We start from the raw sequence: 20,179 nt of genomic DNA, 5'->3' as shown, positions 1-20,179 counted from the left end.
GCCGATCCCGAGCCGGAGCCGGAGGCGGTGCCCGACGCCTCCGCGTTCGGCCGCCGCGCGCGGCTCCAGCGCGAACGGCTGGCCGAGCTGATGCACTCCGCGAACCGGCGGCCGGACATCATCGGCGCGCTGCGCCGGGCCAGGCACCAGCTGCCCGGCGACCCGGCGTTCGGGGATCCGCTCTCGGTCACCGGTCCCGGCGGGCCGCGCGCCGTCGCCCGCGCCGCGGACCGGCTGGTCGGCGACACCCCGAGCGCGGCCCGCGAAGTCGGATTCGGCGCGCTGCAGGTCTGGCAGGCCATGCTGGAGCGGGTCGGCCGCGGCCGGGGCAGCACCGAGGTCACCGTGCTCTTCACCGACCTGGTCGCCTTCTCCCGCTGGTCGCTCACCGCCGGTGACGAGGCAACGCTCGAGCTGCTGCGCCGGGTGGCGCTGGCCATCGAGCCGCCGGTGGTCGAGCGCGGCGGGTCGGTGGTGAAGCGGATGGGCGACGGCCTGATGGCCGTCTTCGACTCCCCTGACCAGGCGCTCGCCGCCGCCGTCGCGATGAAGCGCGCGCTCGGCGCGGTCGCTTTCGGCGACTACCGCCCGCGCATGCGGATGGGGCTGCACACCGGCTCGCCCCGGGAGATCGGCGGGGACTGGCTCGGTGTCGACGTCACCATCGCGGCCAGGGTGATGGAGGCGGGCGGGAACGGGAACACCATGCTCTCCGAGGCCACCCTGCGCGCGCTGCGGCCGGAGACGCTGGAGCTGCTCGGTGGCAGCGTCAAGCCGTACCGCCGCGGGCTCTTCGCGGCGCCGCTGAGCGGGGTCCCGGAGGATCTGCGGCTCTTCGTGCTGAGCGTCGGCGAGCCGCGCGCGGGGGCGCCCGCCGCGCCGAAGGAGCGCAAGGGTGCCGCGCCGAAGGAGCGCAAGGGTGCCGCGCCGAAGGAGCGCAAGGGCGCGGCGGCGAAGGAGCGTGGGAACGGAGGCGCGGTGCGGTCCGGTGCGGGCCGGTCGGCGCCGAGCGATGGCGCCCCGAACGGTGCGGCGCCCGGTGCGCGCGCGGCCCCGGCCGAACCACCCCGCGACCCCGCCGCGGCGAAGGCAGCGGCGCGGCGGCCGAAGTCCGGCCGCAAGCGGGACTCCGCCGACTAGGACCCGGCCGTCGTCCGCTGATCCGCCGGTGGCGTGTACACCGCGGGATCGAGCGCCAGCGTCTGGAAGGTGTTGTCCGAGCAGGTCACCCAGAGCTGGTTCCCCCGCCAGGCGGGCGGTGAGAAGCACAGGTCGGCGGAGTGATCCCCGGTCACCTGGTCGCCGCGCGGCCCGCCGAGCGCCTGCGCGGGGTCGAAGGCCCCGGCGGACAGCGCCTGGATCAGCGCGCCGGAGTTCAGCAGCGGCACCCCGGCGATGGAGAACAGCGACTGCGGCGAGTTCGCCCCGGCGGGCTGCCCGGTGCGTGCGGGCGGGTTGTAGTAGGCGATCTCCCGGACCGCGCCCGGGTCGCGCACGTCGAAGACCCGGATCCCGGAGGCCAGCCACCCGCAGGCCAGCGCGGTGGGGTCGCGCGGCCGGTCGGCGCTGCAGTAGTGCGCGTCGTAGGAGAAGAGCGAGCCGCCGAAGCTGGAGGCGAGCGCGGTGTCCTGGTTGGACTGCAGGTTGATCTCCAGCTTGATGGAGTTCACCGGCCGCGGCTGCGCGGGATCGGCGACGTCGAAGATCTTCACCCCGCCGGAGCCTGCCTCGTCCACCACGAACAGGTGCGGCACCCCGCCGTAGCTCACCGGGACGGCGTGCTGGGTGGCGAAGCCGTCGGTCCAGCTGGTGGCCGAGAGCGTCGGCACCCTCGGGTCCGGGTCACGGCGCTGCACCGCGGAGGTGTCGAGCACCGTGAGCCCGCCGAAGTTGTTGGCGAGGTAGAGCCGGTCCCCGTCCGGGCTGAAGCCGATGCCGTGCACCGAGAGCCCCGGCAACCCCTGCCAGATCACCCGCGGGTGCGCCGGGTCGGTGAGGTCGACGGCGCTGAGCAGCCCCGGCGCGGTGCCGGAGGACCAGTAGGTGCGGCCGTCGGGGGAGAAGCCGCCTTCGTGCGCGATGATCGGCAGCGGCTGCTCGACGGCGGTGCCCGGCCCGGGGTTGAGCAGCCGCGGGTGCGCGCAGTCGGAGAGGTCGTAGACCGAGAGCAGCCCGGCCCCGGTGAGCAGCGGGACACCCGCGCCGACCAGGAGCCTGCGCTCCTCGTGCACCTTGAGCGACTCCCAGGTGCCTGCCAGCATGGCCGGTTCGGTCAGGTTCGCGGTGGGGACCGGGTTCGCCGGGTCCGAGACATCGAGCACCTGCACGCCGGGGCTGGGCCCGGTGCGGCTGCCGGGGAAGAAGCTGCCGACGTAGACGCAGTGCTCGAAGGCGGCCGAGACGATGCCGCCGCCGCGGCCGTCGAAGCCGCCGATCCGGGTGATATTGCACCGGTACCCGGCGGCGCTGCGCCCGCTCGCCCGATCGGCGGCGGGCACCTCGCCCTGCATCCCGGTCTCCGGCGCCGAGCCGGGGCCGCACTCCGCCGGCGCGGCCGCGGTATCCGACACCGTTGCGATGTGCCGCATCCCGGCGGGCGGCGGCTCGGCCGCGACCACCCCGACCGGCAGCAGCGCCGCCCCGGCCACCACCGCCGCGACCCTGCGCACCCGGCTTGTCCCCATCACGCACCCTCGATCCGGGTTTCAGGTTCCCGGAATGCTAGAACGATGTTTCCGGTCAGTTGATGGAGCAGCCGGAGATCGGCTTGTCCGCGAGCCGGTCGAGCAGGTACGCGATCACGCTGTTCGGGCTGAAACCGTCGATGAGCTCGGGGCCGAAGTGGTTCGGGATGGTCGTCCCGGAGAGGATCGGCGGCAGCTCGTTGGTCCGGAACTCGACGGTGCCGCCGCGGCCGCACCAGTCCTGCGCGAGCTGCTTGGCCTGGGCGTACGGCACGGTGTCGTCGTTCCGGCCGCTGGTGATCAGCACCGGCGCCTGCGGCTTGAGCTGGCCCACCTTCAGCTCGGCCAGCACCGGCGCGGCCTCCGGGATGCCTGCCAGGTGCTCGCTCAGCGAGCGGCCGTCGACGGTGAGCGAGTTGGTGCGCAGGAACGGGTGCTTGAAGATCAGGTCGCCGATGCAGGTCTCGCCGAGCGTGGCGAGCATGTCCCGGCCTGCCTGGCTGCTCACCCGGTCCAGTGCCCGCTGCAGGTCCGGGTAGCGCACCAGCATGCCGTTGATGGCGTAGCCGATGGCACCGCCGATCAGCGCGCCGTCGATCTGGTTGAGGATCGCCGAGAGGTCGGCGGTCGGGCCGCCCGCCCAGGTGCCCTTGAGGTTCAGCTCCGGCGCGTACTGCGGCAGCAACTCGGCGGCGGCCGCGGTGGCCCCGCCGCCCTGCGAGTAGCCCCAGAAGAGCAGCGGGGTCTCCGGGCCGACGCCCGCGAGGGTATTGGCGGCGCGCGCGGCGTCGAGCACCGCGTGGCCCTGCTCGAAGCGGTTGCCGTAGGTGTGCATGCCCGGGGTGCCGAGCCCGATGTAATCCGGGATCACCACGTTGGCGCCGAGCCCGGCCCAGGCCGCCGACGAGGGCAGCTCCTGGTTGGCCGAGATGCTCGGCGACGGATCGGCGAAGGCGGTGAGCCCGGTGGAGAAGGCCACCGACATGGCGCAGCGATCGGCCTGGCCGGAGGTGCCTGGCGCGATGACCACCGTCGGCCGCGGGCCGGGGCCCGCCCACGGCCCGGCGGCGGCGATGAAGGTGCCGGTGGCGGCGACCGGGGTGCCGTCCTGCAGCGTGGTGCTGTACATGATCAGCTCGCCCTTGCCCGGCCAGCCCTGCTCGGTCGGCAGGGTGGCGAAGAGCGACATCGGCTGGGTCTTGATGATCGCCCCCGGCTCCGACGGAATCGCCGCAGGCGGGACGTAGAAGGGGCGCACCGGCTCGGCCGTGGCGGGCGCCGCCACGGCGGTCAGCCCGGCGGCGCAGGCGAGCGCGAGCGCCGCCGCCGTCATCCGGCCCCGCCACCGCGAGCGCCGCTGCTGTCGATCCATCCCGAACTCTCCCTGGCCACCACCCCGGCCCCTTCGCCGGAATGTCCTCGGTCACCTCGCGGCCGCCGCTGTGCGGCGGGTCACGGTGCGTCCCGACTGGACAGTAACATGGTTACCGGGGAGTGAGTCCCGCCGGTATCAATTCTCTTGCGCCGCCATCGGCGGGGGATTTCCGCAGTTCATGGCGGAATATGTCGGTGAGCCGGGTGGCCGCTCGGTCCCGGCTCCGGGCGGACCGGTCGGAATCCGCCGTTTCGCGAACCGATCGCAGTAACCCCGTTACCGTAGATGCGGCACGCTTCCGCCCGAGCGCGACGCCCAGCCCCCCAGTCCCGGTGCGTCGTCGCCCGTTCCTCGTCGAGGCGAATCGCGCGCGCCTTCGTGCCGCGCGGTCGTGGATCGGTCGGAGCTGCCGCCGGTGTGGCATCGAGAACGGATGGAACATGGCAGTACGATCCGCGGCCCTGCCCGAACGTGGTTTCGGCACCTACTCACCGACCGAATGGCGGGCACACGCCCGCCGGTGCGACCTCCGCTACCGATTGGTGGTCGTCGCGCCCGCCGTTGCCGAGGTAGTGCAGCACCTCGGCGGCTGGCTCTTCGACATGCGGGCCTCCGGGTGGGAGGTGATCGTCCCGGTCTCCGACCCCGCCGCCGTGCGCCCGCTGGAGATCCTCGGCGCCGTCCCGCTCGACCTGGAGCACTGGCCCGCCGCCGCGGTCAGGGAGATCCGGCCGGATGTGCTCGCCATCGCCGTCGACAGCTACCGCGCCGACCTGGTGCCACCGCTCGGCGGCGGGCATTCCGAGACGGTGCTGTGGGGTGGGCTGCCGCCCGACGAACTCGGGCGGCGCATGCGGCCCGCGCGGCATCGGGTGAGTGTCGCGGGGCGGGCGTTCAAGTCGTGTGCGCTGACCGCATCGGGGTTGCGCGGGGTGGCGGGTGATTGTATGGAGACGTTCTGGGCCGGTGCGGAGGTCAGCGGTGCCAGGCGGTTGCTGGAGCTCGCTCCGGCGGGGTAGTCGTCGCTCGGCGCGGCCCGTCGAACGGCGGGCTGCGCCGGGGAGCTCAGCTTTGCTCGATGACCGGTGTCCGGCAGTTCAGCATGTCGAACCTGGCCGCCCACGCATGGAATGTTCCGGCTGCAGGCAGTTTCATGTCCGTGGCAAGAAGATCCTGGTAGATCTGCTCGGTGGTCTCGCAGTCGATGCCGGCGAGGGTTTTGTGCGCTTCGGCGATGATCCACATCGTTGTGATGTACGGCAGTTCGCGCTGCCTGGCTTGAGTTCTGGCGTCGCCGTCATCGATCACTGCCACCATCGTTCGATGCTTGGCGCATGCCAGAACCGCGCACTCACCGAGATGCTTACGTGGTGGATCCGTCCTCTTGGACGGCATGTCGACCTTGATGAGAAGTTGGGTGTACTCCTCTTCAAGCGTCAGGATTCCCCGTTCGACCCACGGAAAGCTCGCGATCGGCGGGATGTCGTACCCACGGTCGCGCCCGGCCTCGACTTCGGTGAGGACGGTGTCGGGAAGCAGGATGATGCCGTGCGGAGCGAGGCGCTGCAGGATGTCTTGACGGCGGGCTCGGCAGAAGTGCGTGAAAGTCGAGGTGTCCATCACCCAGCGACCCTCGGTCGACGCGGTCACAGGCTCGCGAAGTCGGTGGCGGTTTCGTCTCGCTGAGGGGGTAGCTCGCCCTCGTCGGCGAGGCTGCCCCGCAACAGTTCCAGGGCACGAGCGGCAGTCATCCTTCTGTCGACGTACGCGGCCACTATCGCAGCGGCCATTCCCGGGGACACCGATGGCGGGCGAAGTTCGTCGGTATCGAGGACGATCGCCAGCTTCGCGAACTCGCCGGGCACCGGTACGCGCCCTTCCATGCTGCGATAGTCGTCTTCGGTGATTTCACTCAGATTCCGGAGGTGCAGAATCACCGCCGACCACGACATTCGGTATGTGCCGGCGACTCGGATCGCACGGTCGCGCGCCGATTCTCCCGGGTGATCCTGCCGCAGCTTCGCCACACCCGCTCGCGGGGCCAGGAGGTATGCGGCGAAAGAGTTGACCATCCGTTCGGCGTCGCCCGCTGTCGCGTCGTAGACGTCTCCGAACAGCCAGTGCCCGAGTTCGTGCGCCAGTGACATGCGGCGGCGTCCCGATCGGGTATCGCCGTCGATCACCGCCGCGCCACACCCCTCCGCCACCTCGACGAGTGCGCCATCTGCCCCACCCGCGCCGAGTGGTAGCGAACACGAATACAAGCCGAAGGTCTCGGCAACTCGGCCGAGATCGAGCAGCGGGTCCGACCCTGCTGAGAGGTGCCTGCGCACCTCGCCCGCGAGGCGCTCGCTCTCCGCGTGTGATCGCGGGGTCGACCAGGTAGGGCGATCGGCGACGGGTTCGATCACGTTCCTGCTCACCAGCGTCGCGACATCGCCGGCGAACAACTCGAGTTCGCGATCGAGCCGGGCGGTGACCTCGTGGGTCGGTACCGCTTCGGAGCGTCGGCTGACCACCGTGGGCAATGGGTCGCGCACGAACCACGCCAACGGAGTTTCGAGGACCGCGGCCAGGGACACGAGTTCGACCGCCGACACCTTCCGCTCACCCTTCTCGATCCGTACAAGGGCGGTTCGCTCGATGCCGGCGCGGTTCGCGAGGTTGTCTTGCGTCAGTTCGAGGCTCGTCCGTGCGGCTGCGATCCGCGCTCCGAGGGCCTTACCGTCCATATGTGGGATTTTCACACATAGGCCGTTGGCGTGCCAGAGTGCGGTCGCGGGCCTTCTATATAAGTGAAGACTGATAGACTTCGGCACCGTGCGATACACCACCTCGATCGAGATCGCCCTCCCGCGCCAACGGGTGGCCCAGCTGCTCGCCGACCCGGCGAATATCCCCAAGTGGCTGCGCGGGGTGGTGTCGCACGAGCCGATCCGCGGTGAACACGGGCAGCTCGGCACCGAGTCGCGGGTGGTCATGCGGCAGGGGTCGCGGGAGATGGAGTGCGTCGAGGTGATCACGCGCCGGGAGCCGGCGCGGTTCGAGGACATCCCGGAGGGTGTCACCGTGCACTTCGACCGCGAGATCGCCGGGCCGGGTATGTGGAGCGCGGTGCGCGATCGGCTGACCGTGGCCGGTCCGCAGACGACGCTCTGGGAGAGTGAGAGCGAGTACCGGTTCGACAGCAGGATAGTCCGACTGCTCGGGCGCTTGATGCCTGGCTCCTTCCGCAAGCAGTCGCGGCAGCAGATGCTGGACTTCAAGGCCTTCGCCGAGCGGGGCGCCGACATCCGCGACGGCTAACTCCAGACGAATGCCCCGACCCCAGCGAGCACCGCGCACACGCCGAGCGAAACAGCCGGCCACCGCTGCGTCTTCCACAGGGTGATCGCCCCGCCGAGCAGAAACCCGGCCAGCGCGAGAAGCAGGAGCACGGTGAGGTTCGAGGACACCCCCGCAGCCTACCCAACCCATTAACAAGCGCGCGGGCTTGCTTTTTTACAGCCCCGGTGTCACCCTCGAACCGCTACCACGCTCGCACAGGAGGCCACCCGCGTGACCAGTCTCGCGGCCGACCCGGAGCTGCTCCGGATCGGCAACTGCTCCGGTTTCTACGGTGACCGCGCCGTCGCCATGCGGGAGATGCTCGACGGCGGCGGGCTCGACGTCCTCACCGGCGACTACCTGGCCGAGCTCACCATGCTCATCCTGGGCCGGGACCGGATGAAGGACCCCGAGCTCGGCTACGCCAAGACCTTCCTGCGCCAGGTCGAGGACTGTCTTGGGCGCGCCATGGACCGGAAGGTGAAGCTGGTGGCCAACGCGGGCGGGCTGAACCCGGCCGGGCTCGCGGAGAAATTGCGGGTGGTCGCGGCGAAACTCGGCCTCCAGCCGAAGATCGCCTACGTCACCGGCGACGACCTGCTCGACCGCGCCGCCGAACTCGGCCTCGGCGCCCCGCTCACCGCCAATGCCTACCTCGGCGCCTGGGGAATCGCGGAGTGCCTGCAGGCGGGCGCCGACATCGTGGTGACCGGTCGGGTGACCGACGCCGCCCTGGTCGCCGGCCCGGCGGCGGCGCACTTCGGCTGGGCCGCCGACGATTACGACGCGCTGGCGGGCGCGGTGGTGGCCGGGCACGTGATCGAGTGCGGCACCCAGGCGACCGGGGGCAACTTCGCCTTCTTCACCGAGATCGCCGACCTCGGCCGCCCCGGCTTCCCCATCGCGGAGCTGCGCCGGGACGGGAGCAGCGTGATCACCAAGCACGCGGGCACCGGCGGCGCCGTCACCGTCGACACCGTCGCGGCGCAGCTCGTGTACGAGATCCAGGGCGCGCGCTACGCCGGGCCGGACGTCACCACCCGGCTGGACAGCATCCGGCTCACGCAGGACGGCCCGGATCGGGTGCGAATCGACGAAGTGCGCGGCGAGGCGCCGCCGCCAACCACCAAGGTCTCGCTGAACACCCTCGGCGGCTTCCGCAACGAGATGACCTTCGTCCTCACCGGCCTCGATATCGAGGCCAAGGCCGAGCTCACGCGGCGGCAGCTGGAGTCCTGGCTGCCCACCCGCCCGGCCGAGCTGGAGTGGTCGCTGGCCCGGCTCGACCGCCCGGACGCCGACACCGAGGAGCGCGCCTCCGCGCTGCTGCGCTGCGTGGTGCGCGATCCCGACCCGAACAAGGTCGGGCGGGCCTTCTCCGCGGTGGCGGTGGAGCTGGCGCTGGCGAGCTACCCCGGCTTCACCCTCACCTCCCCACCCGGCAACGGCGCGCCCTACGGCGTCTTCACGCCGGGGTACGTGCCCGCCGAGGCGGTCAGGCACACCGCGGTGCTGCCGGACGGCGCGATCGTGCGGATCGGCGCCCCCGCCGCCACCCGCGACCTGCTCGAGGTCGCCGACCCCGCGCTGCCGGAGCCGCTCACACCAAGCGACACCGAGACCCGCCCGCTCGGCACGATCGCGCTGGCGCGCAGCGGCGACAAGGGCGGCAATGCCAATGTCGGCGTCTGGGTGCGCACCGAGGAGCAGTGGCGCTGGCTGGCGCACACGCTCACCGTCGACGCGCTGCGCACCCTGCTCCCGGAGACCGCGGAGCTGACCGTCACCAGGACCGTCCTGCCCAACCTGCGGGCGCTGAACTTCGTCGTCCACGGCCTGCTCGGCAAGGGCGTCGCCTACCAGGCCCGATTCGATCCCCAGGCGAAGGGACTCGGCGAATGGCTGCGGTCCCGGCACGTCGAGATTCCCACGGAGCTGCTGTGAACACTGCATGGAACACCGCGGAGCGGCGCGAACTGCGCAGCACCGTCCGCGGTTTCGTCGAACGCGAGGTCCTCCCCTACCTCGACGCGTGGGAGCGGGACGGCGAGATCCCGCGCGAGCTGCACAAGAAGGCGGGCGCGCTCGGGCTGCTCGGCATCCAGTTCCCTGAGGCCGTCGGCGGCGCGGGCGGCGACGGCATCGATGCCGCGCTGGTCTGCGAGGAGATGCACTGCGCGGGCGCCTCCGGTGGCCTCTTCGCCTCCCTCTTCACCTGCGGCATCGCGGTGCCGCACCTGGTCGCGGCGGGCGATCCGGAGCAGATCGAGCGCTGGGTGCGGCCCACGCTGGCCGGTGAGCTCATCGGCTCGCTCGCCATTACCGAGCCGGGCGGCGGCTCCGACGTCGGGCACCTGACCACCAGCGCGGTCCGGGACGGCGACCACTACATCGTCAATGGCGCCAAGACCTACATCACCTCCGGCTGCCGCGCCGACTACGTGGTCACCGCGGTGCGCACCGGCGGGCCGGGCGCGGGCGGGGTCTCGCTGCTGGTGGTGGAGAAGGGGACACCCGGCTTCACGGTGAGCCGCAAGCTGGACAAGATGGGGTGGCGCGCCTCGGACACCGCCGAGCTCTCCTACGTCGATGTGCCGGTGCCGGTCGGCAACCTGGTCGGGCCGGAGAACAGCGGCTTCGCCCAGATCGCGCAGGCCTTCGTGAGCGAGCGCGCCGGGCTGGCGGCGCAGGCATACAGCCAGGCGCAGCGCTGCCTTGACCTCACCGTGCGGTGGTGCCGGGACCGGGAGACCTTCGGGCGGCCGCTGATCAGCAGGCAGGCGGTGCAGAACACGCTCGCCGAGATGGCCCGCCGCACCGATGTCGCCCGGGTGTACACCCGGCACGTGGTCGAGCGCGCCGCGGCGGGCGAGACCGACCTCATCGCGGAAGTCTGCTTCGCCAAGAACACCGCCGTCGAGGCCGGCGAGTGGGTTGCCGATCAGGCGGTTCAGCTCTTCGGCGGGCTCGGCTACATGCGTGAGGCCGAGGTCGAGCGGCAGTACCGTGACATGCGCATCCTCGGGATCGGCGGTGGCACCACCGAGATCCTCACCGCACTGGCCGCGAAGCGATTGGGGTACCGGTCTTGACCGTGCTGCGCAGTACCGTCGACACCGCCGCGCCGGAGTACGTCACCGCCGCGGACGCCATGACCGAGAAGCTGGCCGAGGTCGGCGCCGAGTTCGCCAAGGCCGTCGCGGGCGGCGGGCCGGACAAGCTGGCTCGGCACCGCAAGCGCGGCAAGCTCACCGCGCGCGAGCGCATCGAGCTGCTCATCGACGAGGACTCGCCGTTCCTGGAGCTCTGCGCGCTGGCGGGGTGGGGCAGCGAGTTTCACGTCGGGGGCAGCACGGTGGCCGGGATCGGGGTGGTCGAGGGCGTCGAGTGCATGATCGTGGCGCCGGACCCGACCGTGCGCGGCGGCACCTCGAATCCGTGGACACTGCGCAAGACGCTGCGGGTCAACGACATCGTGCGGGAGAACCGGCTGCCGGTGATCTCACTGGTGGAGTCCGGCGGCGCCGACCTGCCGACGCAGAAGGAGGTCTTCGTCCCGGGCGGGCGCATGTTCCGCGACCTCACCCGCGCCTCGGCGGCCGGGATCCCCACCATCGCGCTGGTCTTCGGCAACTCCACGGCGGGCGGGGCCTACATCCCCGGCATGTCCGACCACGTGGTCATGATCAAGGAGCGCTCCAAGGTCTTCCTCGGCGGGCCGCCGCTGGTGAAGATGGCGACCGGCGAGGAGTCGGACGACGAATCGCTCGGCGGCGCCGATATGCACGCCAGGGTCTCCGGGCTGGCCGACTACTACGCGGTGGACGAGCAGGACGCCATCCGGATCGGGCGCTCCATCGTCCGGCGGCTGAACTGGCGCAAGCAGGGGCCGGCGCCGCGCGCCGCGGTGCGCGAGCCGCTCTTCGACGCCGAGGAGCTGCTCGGCATCGTCCCGCCCGACCTCAGGATCCCGTTCGACCCGCGCGAGGTGATCGCCCGCGTCGTGGACGGCTCGGAGTTCGACGAGTTCAAGCCGCTCTACGGGTCGAGCCTGGTCACCGGCTGGGCCGAGCTGCACGGCTACCCGGTCGGCATTCTGGCGAATGCCCGCGGCGTGCTCTTCTCCGAGGAGTCGCAGAAGGCCACGCAGTTCATCCAGCTGGCCAACCGGAGCAATACGCCGCTGCTCTTCCTGCACAACACCACCGGCTACATGGTCGGGAAGGAGTACGAGCAGAAGGGCATCATCAAGCACGGCTCGATGATGATCAATGCCGTCTCCAACTCGACGGTGCCGCACATCTCGCTGCTCATGGGCGCCTCCTACGGCGCGGGGCACTACGGCATGTGCGGGCGCGCCTACGACCCGCGCTTCGTCTTCGCCTGGCCCAGCGCGAAATCCGCGGTCATGGGCGGGGCGCAGCTGGCCGGGGTGATCTCCATCGTGGGCCGGGCCGCCGCCGAGGCGCGCGGGCAGGGCTTCGACGAGGAGGCCGACGCCGGGATGCGGGCCATGATCGAGGCGCAGATCGAGGCGGAGTCGCTGGCCATGTTCATGTCGGGGCGGCTCTACGACGACGGCGTGATCGACCCGCGCGATACCCGCACCGTGCTCGGCATGGCGCTCTCCGCCGTGCACACCGCACCGATCGAGGGCGCCGCGGGCTTCGGCGTCTTCCGGATGTAGGGCGTTCCCATGACTGTCGAAACCGTTCTCGTCGCCAACCGTGGCGAAATCGCGCGCCGGGTCTTCGCGACGTGCCGGCGGATGGGGCTCGGCACCGTCGCCGTGTACTCCGATGCCGACGCCGCCGCGCCGCACGTCACCGAGGCCGACGCGGCCGTGCGCCTGCCGGGCGACACCCCCGGCGAGACGTACCTGCGCGGCGACCTCGTCATCGAGGCCGCGCTGGCAGCGGACGCCGACGCGATCCACCCCGGCTACGGGTTCCTCTCCGAGAACGCCGAGTTCGCCCGCGCGGTTCAGGAAGCCGGGCTCACCTGGATCGGCCCGCCGGTCGCCGCGATCGAGCAGATGGGCTCCAAGGTCGCGGCCAAGAAGATGATGGACGCCGCCGGGGTCCCGGTCCTCGCCGAGCTGGACCCGGCCCTGGTCACCGCCGACCTGCTGCCGGTGCTGATCAAGGCGTCGGCGGGTGGCGGCGGCCGCGGCATGCGGGTGGTCCGCGAACTCGCCGAGCTGGAGCAGCAGCTGGCGGGCGCGCGCCGGGAGGCGGAGTCCGCCTTCGGCGACCCCACCGTTTTCTGCGAGCGCTACCTGGAGACCGGCAGGCACATCGAGGTGCAGGTGCTCGCCGACACGCACGGCACCGTGTGGGCGGTCGGCGAGCGCGAGTGCTCGATCCAGCGCAGGCACCAGAAGGTGGTCGAGGAGGCGCCGTCGCCGCTGGTCGAGCGGGTGGACGGGATGCGTGCGCGGCTCTTCGAGGCGGCCCGGCTGGCCGCCGAGGCGATCGGTTACACCGGCGCGGGCACCGTGGAGTTCCTCGCCGACGAGCGCGGCGACTTCTTCTTCCTGGAGATGAACACCCGGCTCCAGGTGGAGCACCCGGTCACCGAGTGCACCACCGGGCTGGACCTGGTCCGGTGGCAGCTGGAGATCGCCGACGGCGCCGCGCTGCCCGCCGAGCCGCCCGCGCAGCGCGGCCACTCCATCGAGGTCCGGCTCTACGCCGAGGATCCGGCGCAGGACTGGCAGCCGCAGAGCGGCACCGTGCACCGGATCGCCATCCCCGGCGTGCTCGCCGAGTTCGACCTCCCCGCGCGCTCCGGCATCCGGCTGGACACCGGCGTGGTCGACGGCTCGGTGGTCGGCGTGCACTACGACCCCATGCTGGCCAAGGTCATCTCGGTCGCCGAGACCCGCGGCGAGGCGGCCCGGCTGCTCGCCAACGCGCTCCAGCGCGCCCGGCTGCACGGGCTGGTGACCAATCGCGACCTGCTGGTCCGGGTGCTGCGGCACCCCGCCTTCCTGGCCGGTGACACCGACACCGCCTTCTTCGCCACGCACGGCCTCGCCGCGCTCGCGGCGCCGCTCACCGACGCCGACGGCACCGAGCTCTCCGCCGTCGCCGCCGCGCTGGCCGATGCCGCCGCCAATCGCGCGGCGGCGCGGGCGTTGCCAGGGCTGCCCAGCGGCTGGCGCAACCTGCCCTCGCAGTCCACCGTCAAGCGGTTCGAGGGCAGGGACGGCGCCGTGCGCGAGATCGGCTACCGGGTCACCCGCGGGGTGATCGCGGTGGACGGCCACGACGGGCTGGAAGTGCTGGAATCCACCCCCGACCGGGTGGTGCTCGCGGTGCCGGGCGAGCGCGGGCCGGTGCGCAGGCAGTTCGCCGTCGCCAGGTACGGCGAGCTGGTGGCGGTGGACTCCCCGCTCGGCCCGGTGGCGCTGCGCAAGCTGCCGCGCTTCACCGACCCGGCCGACCTGGTGGCCACCGGCTCGCTGCTGGCGCCCATGCCGGGCACGGTGATCCGGCTCGGTGCCGAGGTGGGCGCCGCGGTGAGCGCGGGCACCCCGATTCTCTGGCTGGAGGCCATGAAGATGGAGCACACCATCGCGGCCCCCGCCGACGGCGTGCTCAGCGCCGTGCACGTCGGCGTCGGCGATCAGGTCGACGTCGGCACCGTCCTCGCGGTGGTGCAAGATGCCGCGGAAGCAGCGATTTCTCAGGAGAACGCATGAGTTTCATCGAGACCGACGAGCAGAAGTCGCTGCGCCGGGCCGTCGCCGCGCTCGCGGGCAAGTACCCCTACCTGGACTACGTGCTGCCGCGGGCGCGCAACCACGAACCGCTGCACGAACTCTGGGACGAGGCGGGCAAGCTCGGCTTCCTCGGGGTCAATCTGCCGGAGGAGTACGGCGGCGGTGGCGCGGGCATGTACGAGCTCGCGCTGGTGATGGAGGAGCTCGCCGCGCAGGGCGCCGGGCTGCTGCTCATGGTGGTCTCGCCCGCCATCTGCGGCACCATCATCACCCGGTACGGCACCGAGGAGCAGAAGCGGGAGTGGCTGACCAAGCTCGCCGACGGCTCGGCGAAGATGGTCTTCGGCATCACCGAGCCGGACGCGGGCTCCAACTCGCACCAGATCACCACCACCGCGCGCCGGGACGGCGGCGACTGGATCCTGAACGGCCGCAAGGTCTACATCTCCGGCGTCGACCAGGCCGAGGCGGTGCTCATCGTGGCCCGCACCGAGGATCACAAGACCGGCAAGCTCAAGCCCGCGCTCTTCATCGTCCCCACCGACGCCCCCGGCTTCGAGAAGACGGCGCAGGAGATGGACATCATCGAGCCGGACACCCAGTTCACGCTCTTCCTCGACGATGTCCGGCTGCCCGGCACCGCGCTGGTCGGCAGCGAGGACGCCGCGCTCATGCAGCTCTTCGCCGGGCTCAACCCGGAGCGCATCATGGGTGCCGCCATGGCCGTCGGCATGGGCCGCTACGCGCTGGACCGGGCCGTCGAGTACGCCCGCGAGCGCACCGTGTGGAAGACCCCGATCGGCGCGCACCAGGGCATCGCGCACCCGCTGGCGCAGGCCAAGGTCGAGGTCGAACTGGCCAAGCTCATGATGCAGAAGGCCGCCGTGCTCTACGACACCGGCGACGAGATGGGCGCCGCCGAGGCCGCCAATATGGCCAAGTACGCCGCGGGCGAGGCCAGCATCAAGGCGCTGGACCAGGCGGTGCAGACGCACGGCGGCTCGGGGCTGACCAAGGAGGTCGGCTTGGCCTCCATGCTGGCCGCGGCCCGGATCGCGCGGATCGCGCCGGTGAGCCGGGAGATGGTGCTCAACTTCGTCGCCCAGCACTCGCTCGGCCTGCCGAAGTCGTACTGATGGCAGAGCCGCTGGTGCGATACGAGGTGAGCACGGGTTTCGCCACGCTCACCCTGGACTCGCCGCACAATCGGAACGCGCTCTCCGGCAGGCTCGTCGCCGAGCTGCTCGCCGGGCTGGACGCGGCCGCCGCCGACGACGCCGTGCGCGGCATCGTGCTCACCCACACCGGCAATACCTTCTGCGCCGGCGCGGATCTGAGCGAGGCGAGCGACGCCGACCCCGCGGTCGCCGCGGACCAGCGCACCCGCAGCATGATCGGAGTGCTGCGCAGGCTGGTCGAGATTCCCAAGCCGGTGCTGGCCCGGATCGACGGCAATGTCCGGGCGGGCGGCATGGGCATCGTGGCGGGCTGCGACATCGTGGTGGCCGGACCCGGCAGCAGCTTCGCGCTCACCGAGGTGCGAATCGGGTTGGCGCCCTTCATGATCTCGCTCACCCTGCTGCCCCGGCTGGATCAGCGCGCGGCGAGCCGCTACTACCTGACGGGTGAGAGATTCGGTCCGGGGGTCGCGGCCGCGATCGGATTGGTGACCGTTGCCGCCGAGGATCCGGCCGCCGAGATCGACCGCTTCCGCACCGAGCTGCGCAAGGGCGCCCCGCAGGGCCTGGCCGAGGCAAAACGCCTGGTCAATGCCGATATCCTGGCCGGTTTCGACAGCTCGGCCGACGAGCTCGCGCAGCGCTCCGCGAGCTTCTTCGGCACGGCCGAGGTGCGCGAGGGGATGACCGCCTTCCTGCAGCGCCGCCCGCCCTCCTGGGCAGAATGAGCCCATGGTGACTCCGCACGAACCCAAGCAGGACCGCAGCCGCGCCACGCGGCAGCGTTTGCTCGAGGCGACCATCGACTGTCTGGCCGAATTCGGCTGGGCCGCAGCGACGGTCGCGGTGGTCGCGGAACGCGCCGGGGTCTCGCGCGGTGCCGCCCAGCACCACTTCCCGACCCGCGAGGACCTCATCACCGCCGCGCTGGAGTACATGTTCGACGTGCGCGACGGCCAGGCCAGGGCGGAGGCGGCGACGCTCGCCGCCACCTCCGGCCCCGCGCGCACCGAGGCGGTCGTCTCCGGGCTGGTCGAGTCCTACACCAGCCCGCTCTTCAAGGCGGCGCTGCAGGTGTGGACGCACGCCGCCGCCGACCCGGCGCTGAGCGAGCGCATCGTCCCGCTGGAGGCGAAATTCGGGCGGGCGGCGCACCGGCGCGCGGTCGAGGCGCTCGAGGTGGACGACTCCGACCCGGTCGCGCACCACCTCGTCCAGGCCACCCTCGACCTGGCCCGCGGGCTCGGGCTGGCCGACGTGCTCACCGACGACTCGGTGCGGCGGAAGCAGATCGTGCAGCAGTGGGCCGCCACGCTGCATACCGCGCTGCAGGGCTGATCCGCAGTAGCATGTGCGCTAGGTAACTAATCGGTAGCCGAGCGCGAGGAGAGCGCATGTGCACACGGGTGATGTGGACGGCGAGCGAGCAGGGCGTTCTGGTCGGGCGGAATATGGACTGGCCCGAGGAGATGGACACCAACCTCTGGTCGCTTCCCCGGGGGGTTGCCCGGGTCGGGCACGGTAGCGACCCGAATCCGCTGCGCTGGACGGCGACTTACGGCAGCGTCGTCGCCACCGTGTGGGACGGCGCGAGCACCGACGGCATCAACGAGCGCGGGCTCGGGGCGCACGTGCTCTGGCTCGCCGAGTCCGACTTCGGGGAGCGTGCTCCGGATTTGCCAGCGCTCGCGGTCTCGCTCTGGGCGCAGTACTTCCTGGATCGCTGCGCCACCGTCGCGGAGTGCGTGCAGCTACTCGCGGAGCAGCCCATGCAGGTGGTTCCGCTGGTCGAGCCGCGCTCCGGGCGGCTCGGCACCGTGCACCTCGCGCTGGACGACGCCAGCGGCGATTCGCTCGTCATCGAGCACCTGGACGGCAAGCCGCATCTGCACCACGACCGCGCCTACACCGTGATGACCAACTCGCCGCCCTTCGACCAGCAGCTCGAGCTGCGCAGCCGCTATGCGGGGTTCGGCGGCGATCTGCCGCTGCCCGGTACCACCGAGGCGGCCGACCGCTTCGTCCGGGCCGGGTACTACCTGGACCGGCTGCCCGCCGCCGAGACCCCCGGCCGCGCCTACGCCGCGCTGCTCAGCGTCATGCGCAATGCCGCGCAGCCCTTCGGCGCGCCGGATCCGGAGCGGCCGAATATCGCGGCGACGATCTGGCGCACCCTTGCCGACCTGGGCCGCGGGGTCTACGCCTACGAGTCCTCGTTCAGCCCGGACATCGTTTGGGCCCGGCTCTCCGAACTGGACTTCGACGAGTGCCGCAAGCTGACCGTCGGGCCGGGGCTGCTCGGCGACGTCAGCAGCCGTTTCGAGCCTGCCGCCGAGCCGCAGTGGGTGCTCGGCTGATGCTGTCGGCTTCGGCCAAGTCCCACACCGGCTGCAGCGCCTCGGCGAGCCGCCGCACTGCCTCGGGGGATGCCACCCATCCCCACGGCCACGCCGACTACATCGGCGGCGCCGACTACCTCAGTGCGTCCCGGCCAGATTGAGGATCACCACCCCCGCCACCACCAGCGCCACCCCCGCGACCTTCGCCGCCGTGAGCGGCTCCTTCAGGAACAGGATGCCGATCCCGACGATCAGGATCGTGCCCACCCCCGACCACAGCGCGTACGCGATCCCCACCTGCATATTCCTGGCGATGGCCTGGGAGAGCATGGCGAAGGCGATGCCGTAGCCGGTGAGTACCGCCACCGTCGGCCACAGCCGGGAGAAACCCTGGGTGCTGCCTAGGAGGCTGGTGGCGAAGACCTCGGCGAGGATCGCGCCGGCGAGGAAGAGGTACGGGGTCACTGGGCTCTCCTGGGGACGGATGGGGACGGGCGTGCAGGTCCATCGTCCGGTGACACGCGATCGGCGCGAGCGGTGGGGCCGCTCGCGCCGGTCGGTTCTCGGGTTACTCGCTCGCGGTGAGGTCGTAGAGGGTGACGCCGTCGACCTCGGTGGCGGTGAAGTTCCGCTGCACCCAGGTGGCGATCTGGGAGCTGGTCGAGGTGCTGGAGCCGCCGGGGCCGCCGCGGTTGCCGCCGATGAAGTAGTGGATCCTTCCTTCGCGGACGTACTGCTGGAACTGCTCCAGCGTGGGCGAGGGGTCGCTGCCGTTGAAGCCACCGATGGGCATGACCGGGAGTTCGGTGGCGAGCTGGAAGCCGGCGGCGCTGTTCGAGCCGACCGCCGCGGCGACCCAGGTGAAGTTGTCGGCGTCGCTCTCCAGGAGCGCGACGACCCGCTGGGTGGGGGCGAAGCTGCCGAGGAGGCCGCCCATCGCGCCGCCGCCGGTGCGGGCGCCGTCGGTGCCCGTTGTCGCCGAGCCGCCGGGAGCGGCAGCCGGGAATCCAGCACGGTCGCGCATCCCACCGGGCCCACCCATGCCACGGCCGACGTTCGGCCCGGCCGACGGGATGGACCCCGAGTGCGCGGTCGCGATCGTCTGCACGCTGTAGGCCACCGGCCCGGCGAGCGCGACGAAGGCGGCGATCAGCGCGGCGGCGACGGCGGCGCGGCGGGGGAGGGCGACGAGCGCGAGGACGGTGGCGAGCGCACCGGCGCCGAGCACGGCCCAGCGCAGCCAGGGCAGGAACTCCGCACTGCGGGAGAGCAGCAGCCACGCCGTCGCGGTGGTCAGCGCGAGAGCGAGCGCGGTCGCCGACCGGACCAGCGCCCGCGAGCGATTGCGCCAGGCGAGCACCGCCCCGATCCCGGCCAGCGCGGCAACCGCGGGCGCCAGCGCCACCGTGTAGTACTGGTGGAAGATCCCCGCCATGAAGCTGAACACCAGCCCGGTGACCAGCAACCAGCTTCCCCACAGCAGCAGCGAGGCGCGCTGCCGATCGCCGCGACCGGCTCTGCCGCGCAACAGCACTCCGGCAATCAGCGTCACCATGGCGGCCGGAATGAGCCAGGCGATCTGCCCACCCTGCGCCGCCTCGAACATCCGGGTGAGCCCGGTGCTGCCCCACATCCCGTTCCCACCGGCGGGCAACTCCCCACCGGGGCCGACGCTGCCGGTCTCCTGGCCGTTCAACCGTCCGAGCCCGTTGTACCCGAGCGTCAGCTCCAGAATCGAATTGTGCTGCGACCCACCGATCCACGGTCGCGAGTCCGCGGGCCACAGCTCCACGGCGAGCAGCCACCAACCGGCCGCGACGACCAGGCTCGCGCCGGCGGCGAAGAGCTGGAGCACCCGCTTGCCGAGCCGCGGCGGCCCCGCGAACAGATAGACCAGCGCCAGCCCCGGCACCACGAGCAACACCTGCAACTGCTTCGCCAGGAACCCGAACCCGATGAGCGCACCGCACAGCACCAGCCAGCGCGTCCGCCCGTCCTCGACCGCCCGCACCATCACATACGCCGCGGCGGCCATCAGGAAGACCAGCAGCGCGTCCGGATTGTTGAACCGGAACATGAGCACCGCCACCGGCGTCACCGCCAGCGTGAGCCCGGCGATCAGCCCGGCCCCCGGCCCGAACGGCCTGCGCACCGCCGCGTACACCACCGCGACGGTGGCGACGCCGAGCAGCACCTGCGGCACCAGGATGCTCCAGCTGTTCGGCCCGAAGAGCCGCACCGAGAGCTCCATGAGCCACAGCGAGGCGGGCGGCTTGTCGACGGTGATCGAGTTGGCGGCGTCCGACGAGCCGAAGAAGAACGCGGTCCAGGACTCCGAACCGGCCTGCACGGCGGCGGAGTAGAAGCTGTTGGCCCAGCCGTTGGCGCTCAGGTTGATCAGGTAGGCGACCAGCGTGCCGAGCAGCAGCGCGCCCAGTGCGGGCCGCTCCCAGCGGTTTTCGCGCACCGAGGGCGCTGCGGCGGCGGGCGGGGCGAGCGTGGCGGTCACCGGGATCCTCCGGTGGGGGTCGGGCGGGCGCCCGCATCGC

General features: G+C 71.8%; 17 protein-coding genes and 1 pseudogene. 11 read left to right on the top strand and 7 right to left on the bottom strand.

Annotation, left to right across the window (positions count from 1 at the left end; translation table 11 throughout):
- Positions 1-90 precede the first annotated feature (90 nt).
- A pseudogene (locus tag NH2_RS15290) lies at positions 91-846 on the top strand (adenylate/guanylate cyclase domain-containing protein); the annotation flags it as partial.
- A 290-nt stretch (positions 847-1,136) separates the two neighbouring features.
- On the opposite strand, the gene NH2_RS15285 reads toward NH2_RS15290, so the two are convergent.
- Both NH2_RS15285 and NH2_RS15280 read right to left on the bottom strand, forming a co-directional pair.
- Positions 1,137-2,684 (bottom strand): LVIVD repeat-containing protein, encoded by a 1,548-nt coding sequence (locus NH2_RS15285; RefSeq protein WP_067654001.1) that lies wholly within the window; start codon positions 2,682-2,684, stop codon positions 1,137-1,139.
- Positions 2,685-2,739: 55 nt separating this feature from the next.
- Entirely contained in the window at positions 2,740-4,056 is a 1,317-nt protein-coding gene (locus tag NH2_RS15280; RefSeq protein WP_084505565.1) for a lipase family protein, read from the bottom strand.
- Between the two features lie 443 nt (positions 4,057-4,499).
- Between NH2_RS15280 and NH2_RS15275 the strand changes: the two genes are divergently transcribed.
- Positions 4,500-5,078 (top strand): hypothetical protein, encoded by a 579-nt coding sequence (locus NH2_RS15275; RefSeq protein ID WP_157103797.1) that lies wholly within the window; start codon positions 4,500-4,502, stop codon positions 5,076-5,078.
- A gap of 46 nt (positions 5,079-5,124) precedes the next feature.
- On the opposite strand, the gene NH2_RS15270 is transcribed toward NH2_RS15275, so the two are convergent.
- Positions 5,125-5,679 carry a PIN domain-containing protein gene (locus NH2_RS15270; RefSeq protein WP_501193508.1) on the bottom strand — a complete coding sequence of 185 codons (555 nt, stop codon included), beginning with the start codon at positions 5,677-5,679 and terminating at the stop codon, positions 5,125-5,127.
- Between the two features lie 26 nt (positions 5,680-5,705).
- A complete protein-coding gene (locus tag NH2_RS15265; protein ID WP_067653994.1) occupies positions 5,706-6,791 on the bottom strand; it encodes a helix-turn-helix domain-containing protein in 1,086 nt (361 codons plus the stop codon).
- Positions 6,792-6,879: 88 nt separating this feature from the next.
- On the opposite strand from NH2_RS15265, the gene NH2_RS15260 reads away from it, so the two are divergent.
- Positions 6,880-7,365 carry an SRPBCC family protein gene (locus NH2_RS15260; RefSeq protein WP_067653992.1) on the top strand — a complete coding sequence of 162 codons (486 nt, stop codon included), beginning with the start codon at positions 6,880-6,882 and terminating at the stop codon, positions 7,363-7,365.
- On the opposite strand, the gene NH2_RS29240 is transcribed toward NH2_RS15260, so the two are convergent.
- Positions 7,362-7,514 carry a CG2302 family histidine operon protein gene (locus tag NH2_RS29240; RefSeq protein ID WP_169811493.1) on the bottom strand — a complete coding sequence of 51 codons (153 nt, stop codon included), beginning with the start codon at positions 7,512-7,514 and terminating at the stop codon, positions 7,362-7,364. The genes NH2_RS15260 and NH2_RS29240 overlap by 4 nt on opposite strands.
- Before the next feature lie 103 nt (positions 7,515-7,617).
- On the opposite strand from NH2_RS29240, the gene NH2_RS15255 reads away from it, so the two are divergent.
- Genes NH2_RS15255 through NH2_RS15220 form a run of 8 tightly spaced genes read left to right on the top strand, consistent with a single transcriptional unit; the run spans position 7,618 to position 17,648 of the window.
- Positions 7,618-9,330: an acyclic terpene utilization AtuA family protein gene (locus NH2_RS15255; RefSeq protein WP_084505564.1), complete on the top strand. Its 1,713-nt coding sequence runs from the start codon at positions 7,618-7,620 to the stop codon at positions 9,328-9,330.
- A complete protein-coding gene (locus tag NH2_RS15250) occupies positions 9,327-10,478 on the top strand; it encodes an acyl-CoA dehydrogenase family protein (protein ID WP_245650586.1) in 1,152 nt (383 codons plus the stop codon). Before NH2_RS15255 ends, NH2_RS15250 begins: the two co-directional genes overlap by 4 nt.
- A complete protein-coding gene (locus NH2_RS15245) occupies positions 10,475-12,073 on the top strand; it encodes an acyl-CoA carboxylase subunit beta (protein ID WP_067653988.1) in 1,599 nt (532 codons plus the stop codon). Before NH2_RS15250 ends, NH2_RS15245 begins: the two co-directional genes overlap by 4 nt.
- Positions 12,074-12,082: 9 nt before the next feature.
- Positions 12,083-14,092: an acetyl/propionyl/methylcrotonyl-CoA carboxylase subunit alpha gene (locus tag NH2_RS15240; RefSeq protein WP_067653985.1), complete on the top strand. Its 2,010-nt coding sequence runs from the start codon at positions 12,083-12,085 to the stop codon at positions 14,090-14,092.
- Positions 14,089-15,249 carry an acyl-CoA dehydrogenase family protein gene (locus NH2_RS15235; RefSeq protein WP_067653984.1) on the top strand — a complete coding sequence of 387 codons (1,161 nt, stop codon included), beginning with the start codon at positions 14,089-14,091 and terminating at the stop codon, positions 15,247-15,249. Before NH2_RS15240 ends, NH2_RS15235 begins: the two co-directional genes overlap by 4 nt.
- A complete protein-coding gene (locus NH2_RS15230) occupies positions 15,249-16,019 on the top strand; it encodes an enoyl-CoA hydratase family protein (RefSeq protein ID WP_067653983.1) in 771 nt (256 codons plus the stop codon). The genes NH2_RS15235 and NH2_RS15230 overlap by 1 nt, the downstream gene beginning before the upstream one ends.
- 4 nt (positions 16,020-16,023) lie before the next feature.
- On the top strand, positions 16,024-16,629 hold the full coding sequence (locus NH2_RS15225; RefSeq protein WP_067653982.1) for a TetR family transcriptional regulator: 606 nt from the start codon (positions 16,024-16,026) through the stop codon (positions 16,627-16,629).
- A gap of 56 nt (positions 16,630-16,685) precedes the next feature.
- On the top strand, positions 16,686-17,648 hold the full coding sequence (locus NH2_RS15220) for a linear amide C-N hydrolase (RefSeq protein WP_245650585.1): 963 nt from the start codon (positions 16,686-16,688) through the stop codon (positions 17,646-17,648).
- 120 nt (positions 17,649-17,768) lie between these two features.
- Here NH2_RS15220 and NH2_RS15215 read toward each other — a convergent pair whose 3' ends face one another.
- Both NH2_RS15215 and NH2_RS15210 read right to left on the bottom strand, forming a co-directional pair.
- On the bottom strand, positions 17,769-18,095 hold the full coding sequence (locus NH2_RS15215) for a DMT family transporter (protein WP_157103795.1): 327 nt from the start codon (positions 18,093-18,095) through the stop codon (positions 17,769-17,771).
- A gap of 103 nt (positions 18,096-18,198) precedes the next feature.
- Positions 18,199-20,139, bottom strand: a complete 1,941-nt coding sequence (locus tag NH2_RS15210; protein ID WP_067653978.1) for a glycosyltransferase family 39 protein — start codon at positions 20,137-20,139, stop codon at positions 18,199-18,201.
- Between the last annotated feature and the right edge of the window lie 40 nt (positions 20,140-20,179).

This window comes from Nocardia harenae NBRC 108248 (genome assembly GCF_001612885.1).
Taxonomy (GTDB): domain Bacteria; phylum Actinomycetota; class Actinomycetes; order Mycobacteriales; family Mycobacteriaceae; genus Nocardia; species Nocardia harenae.
The sequence above is the reverse complement of the archived record's forward strand: the minus strand, read 5'-3'. Positions and strand labels throughout refer to the sequence as shown.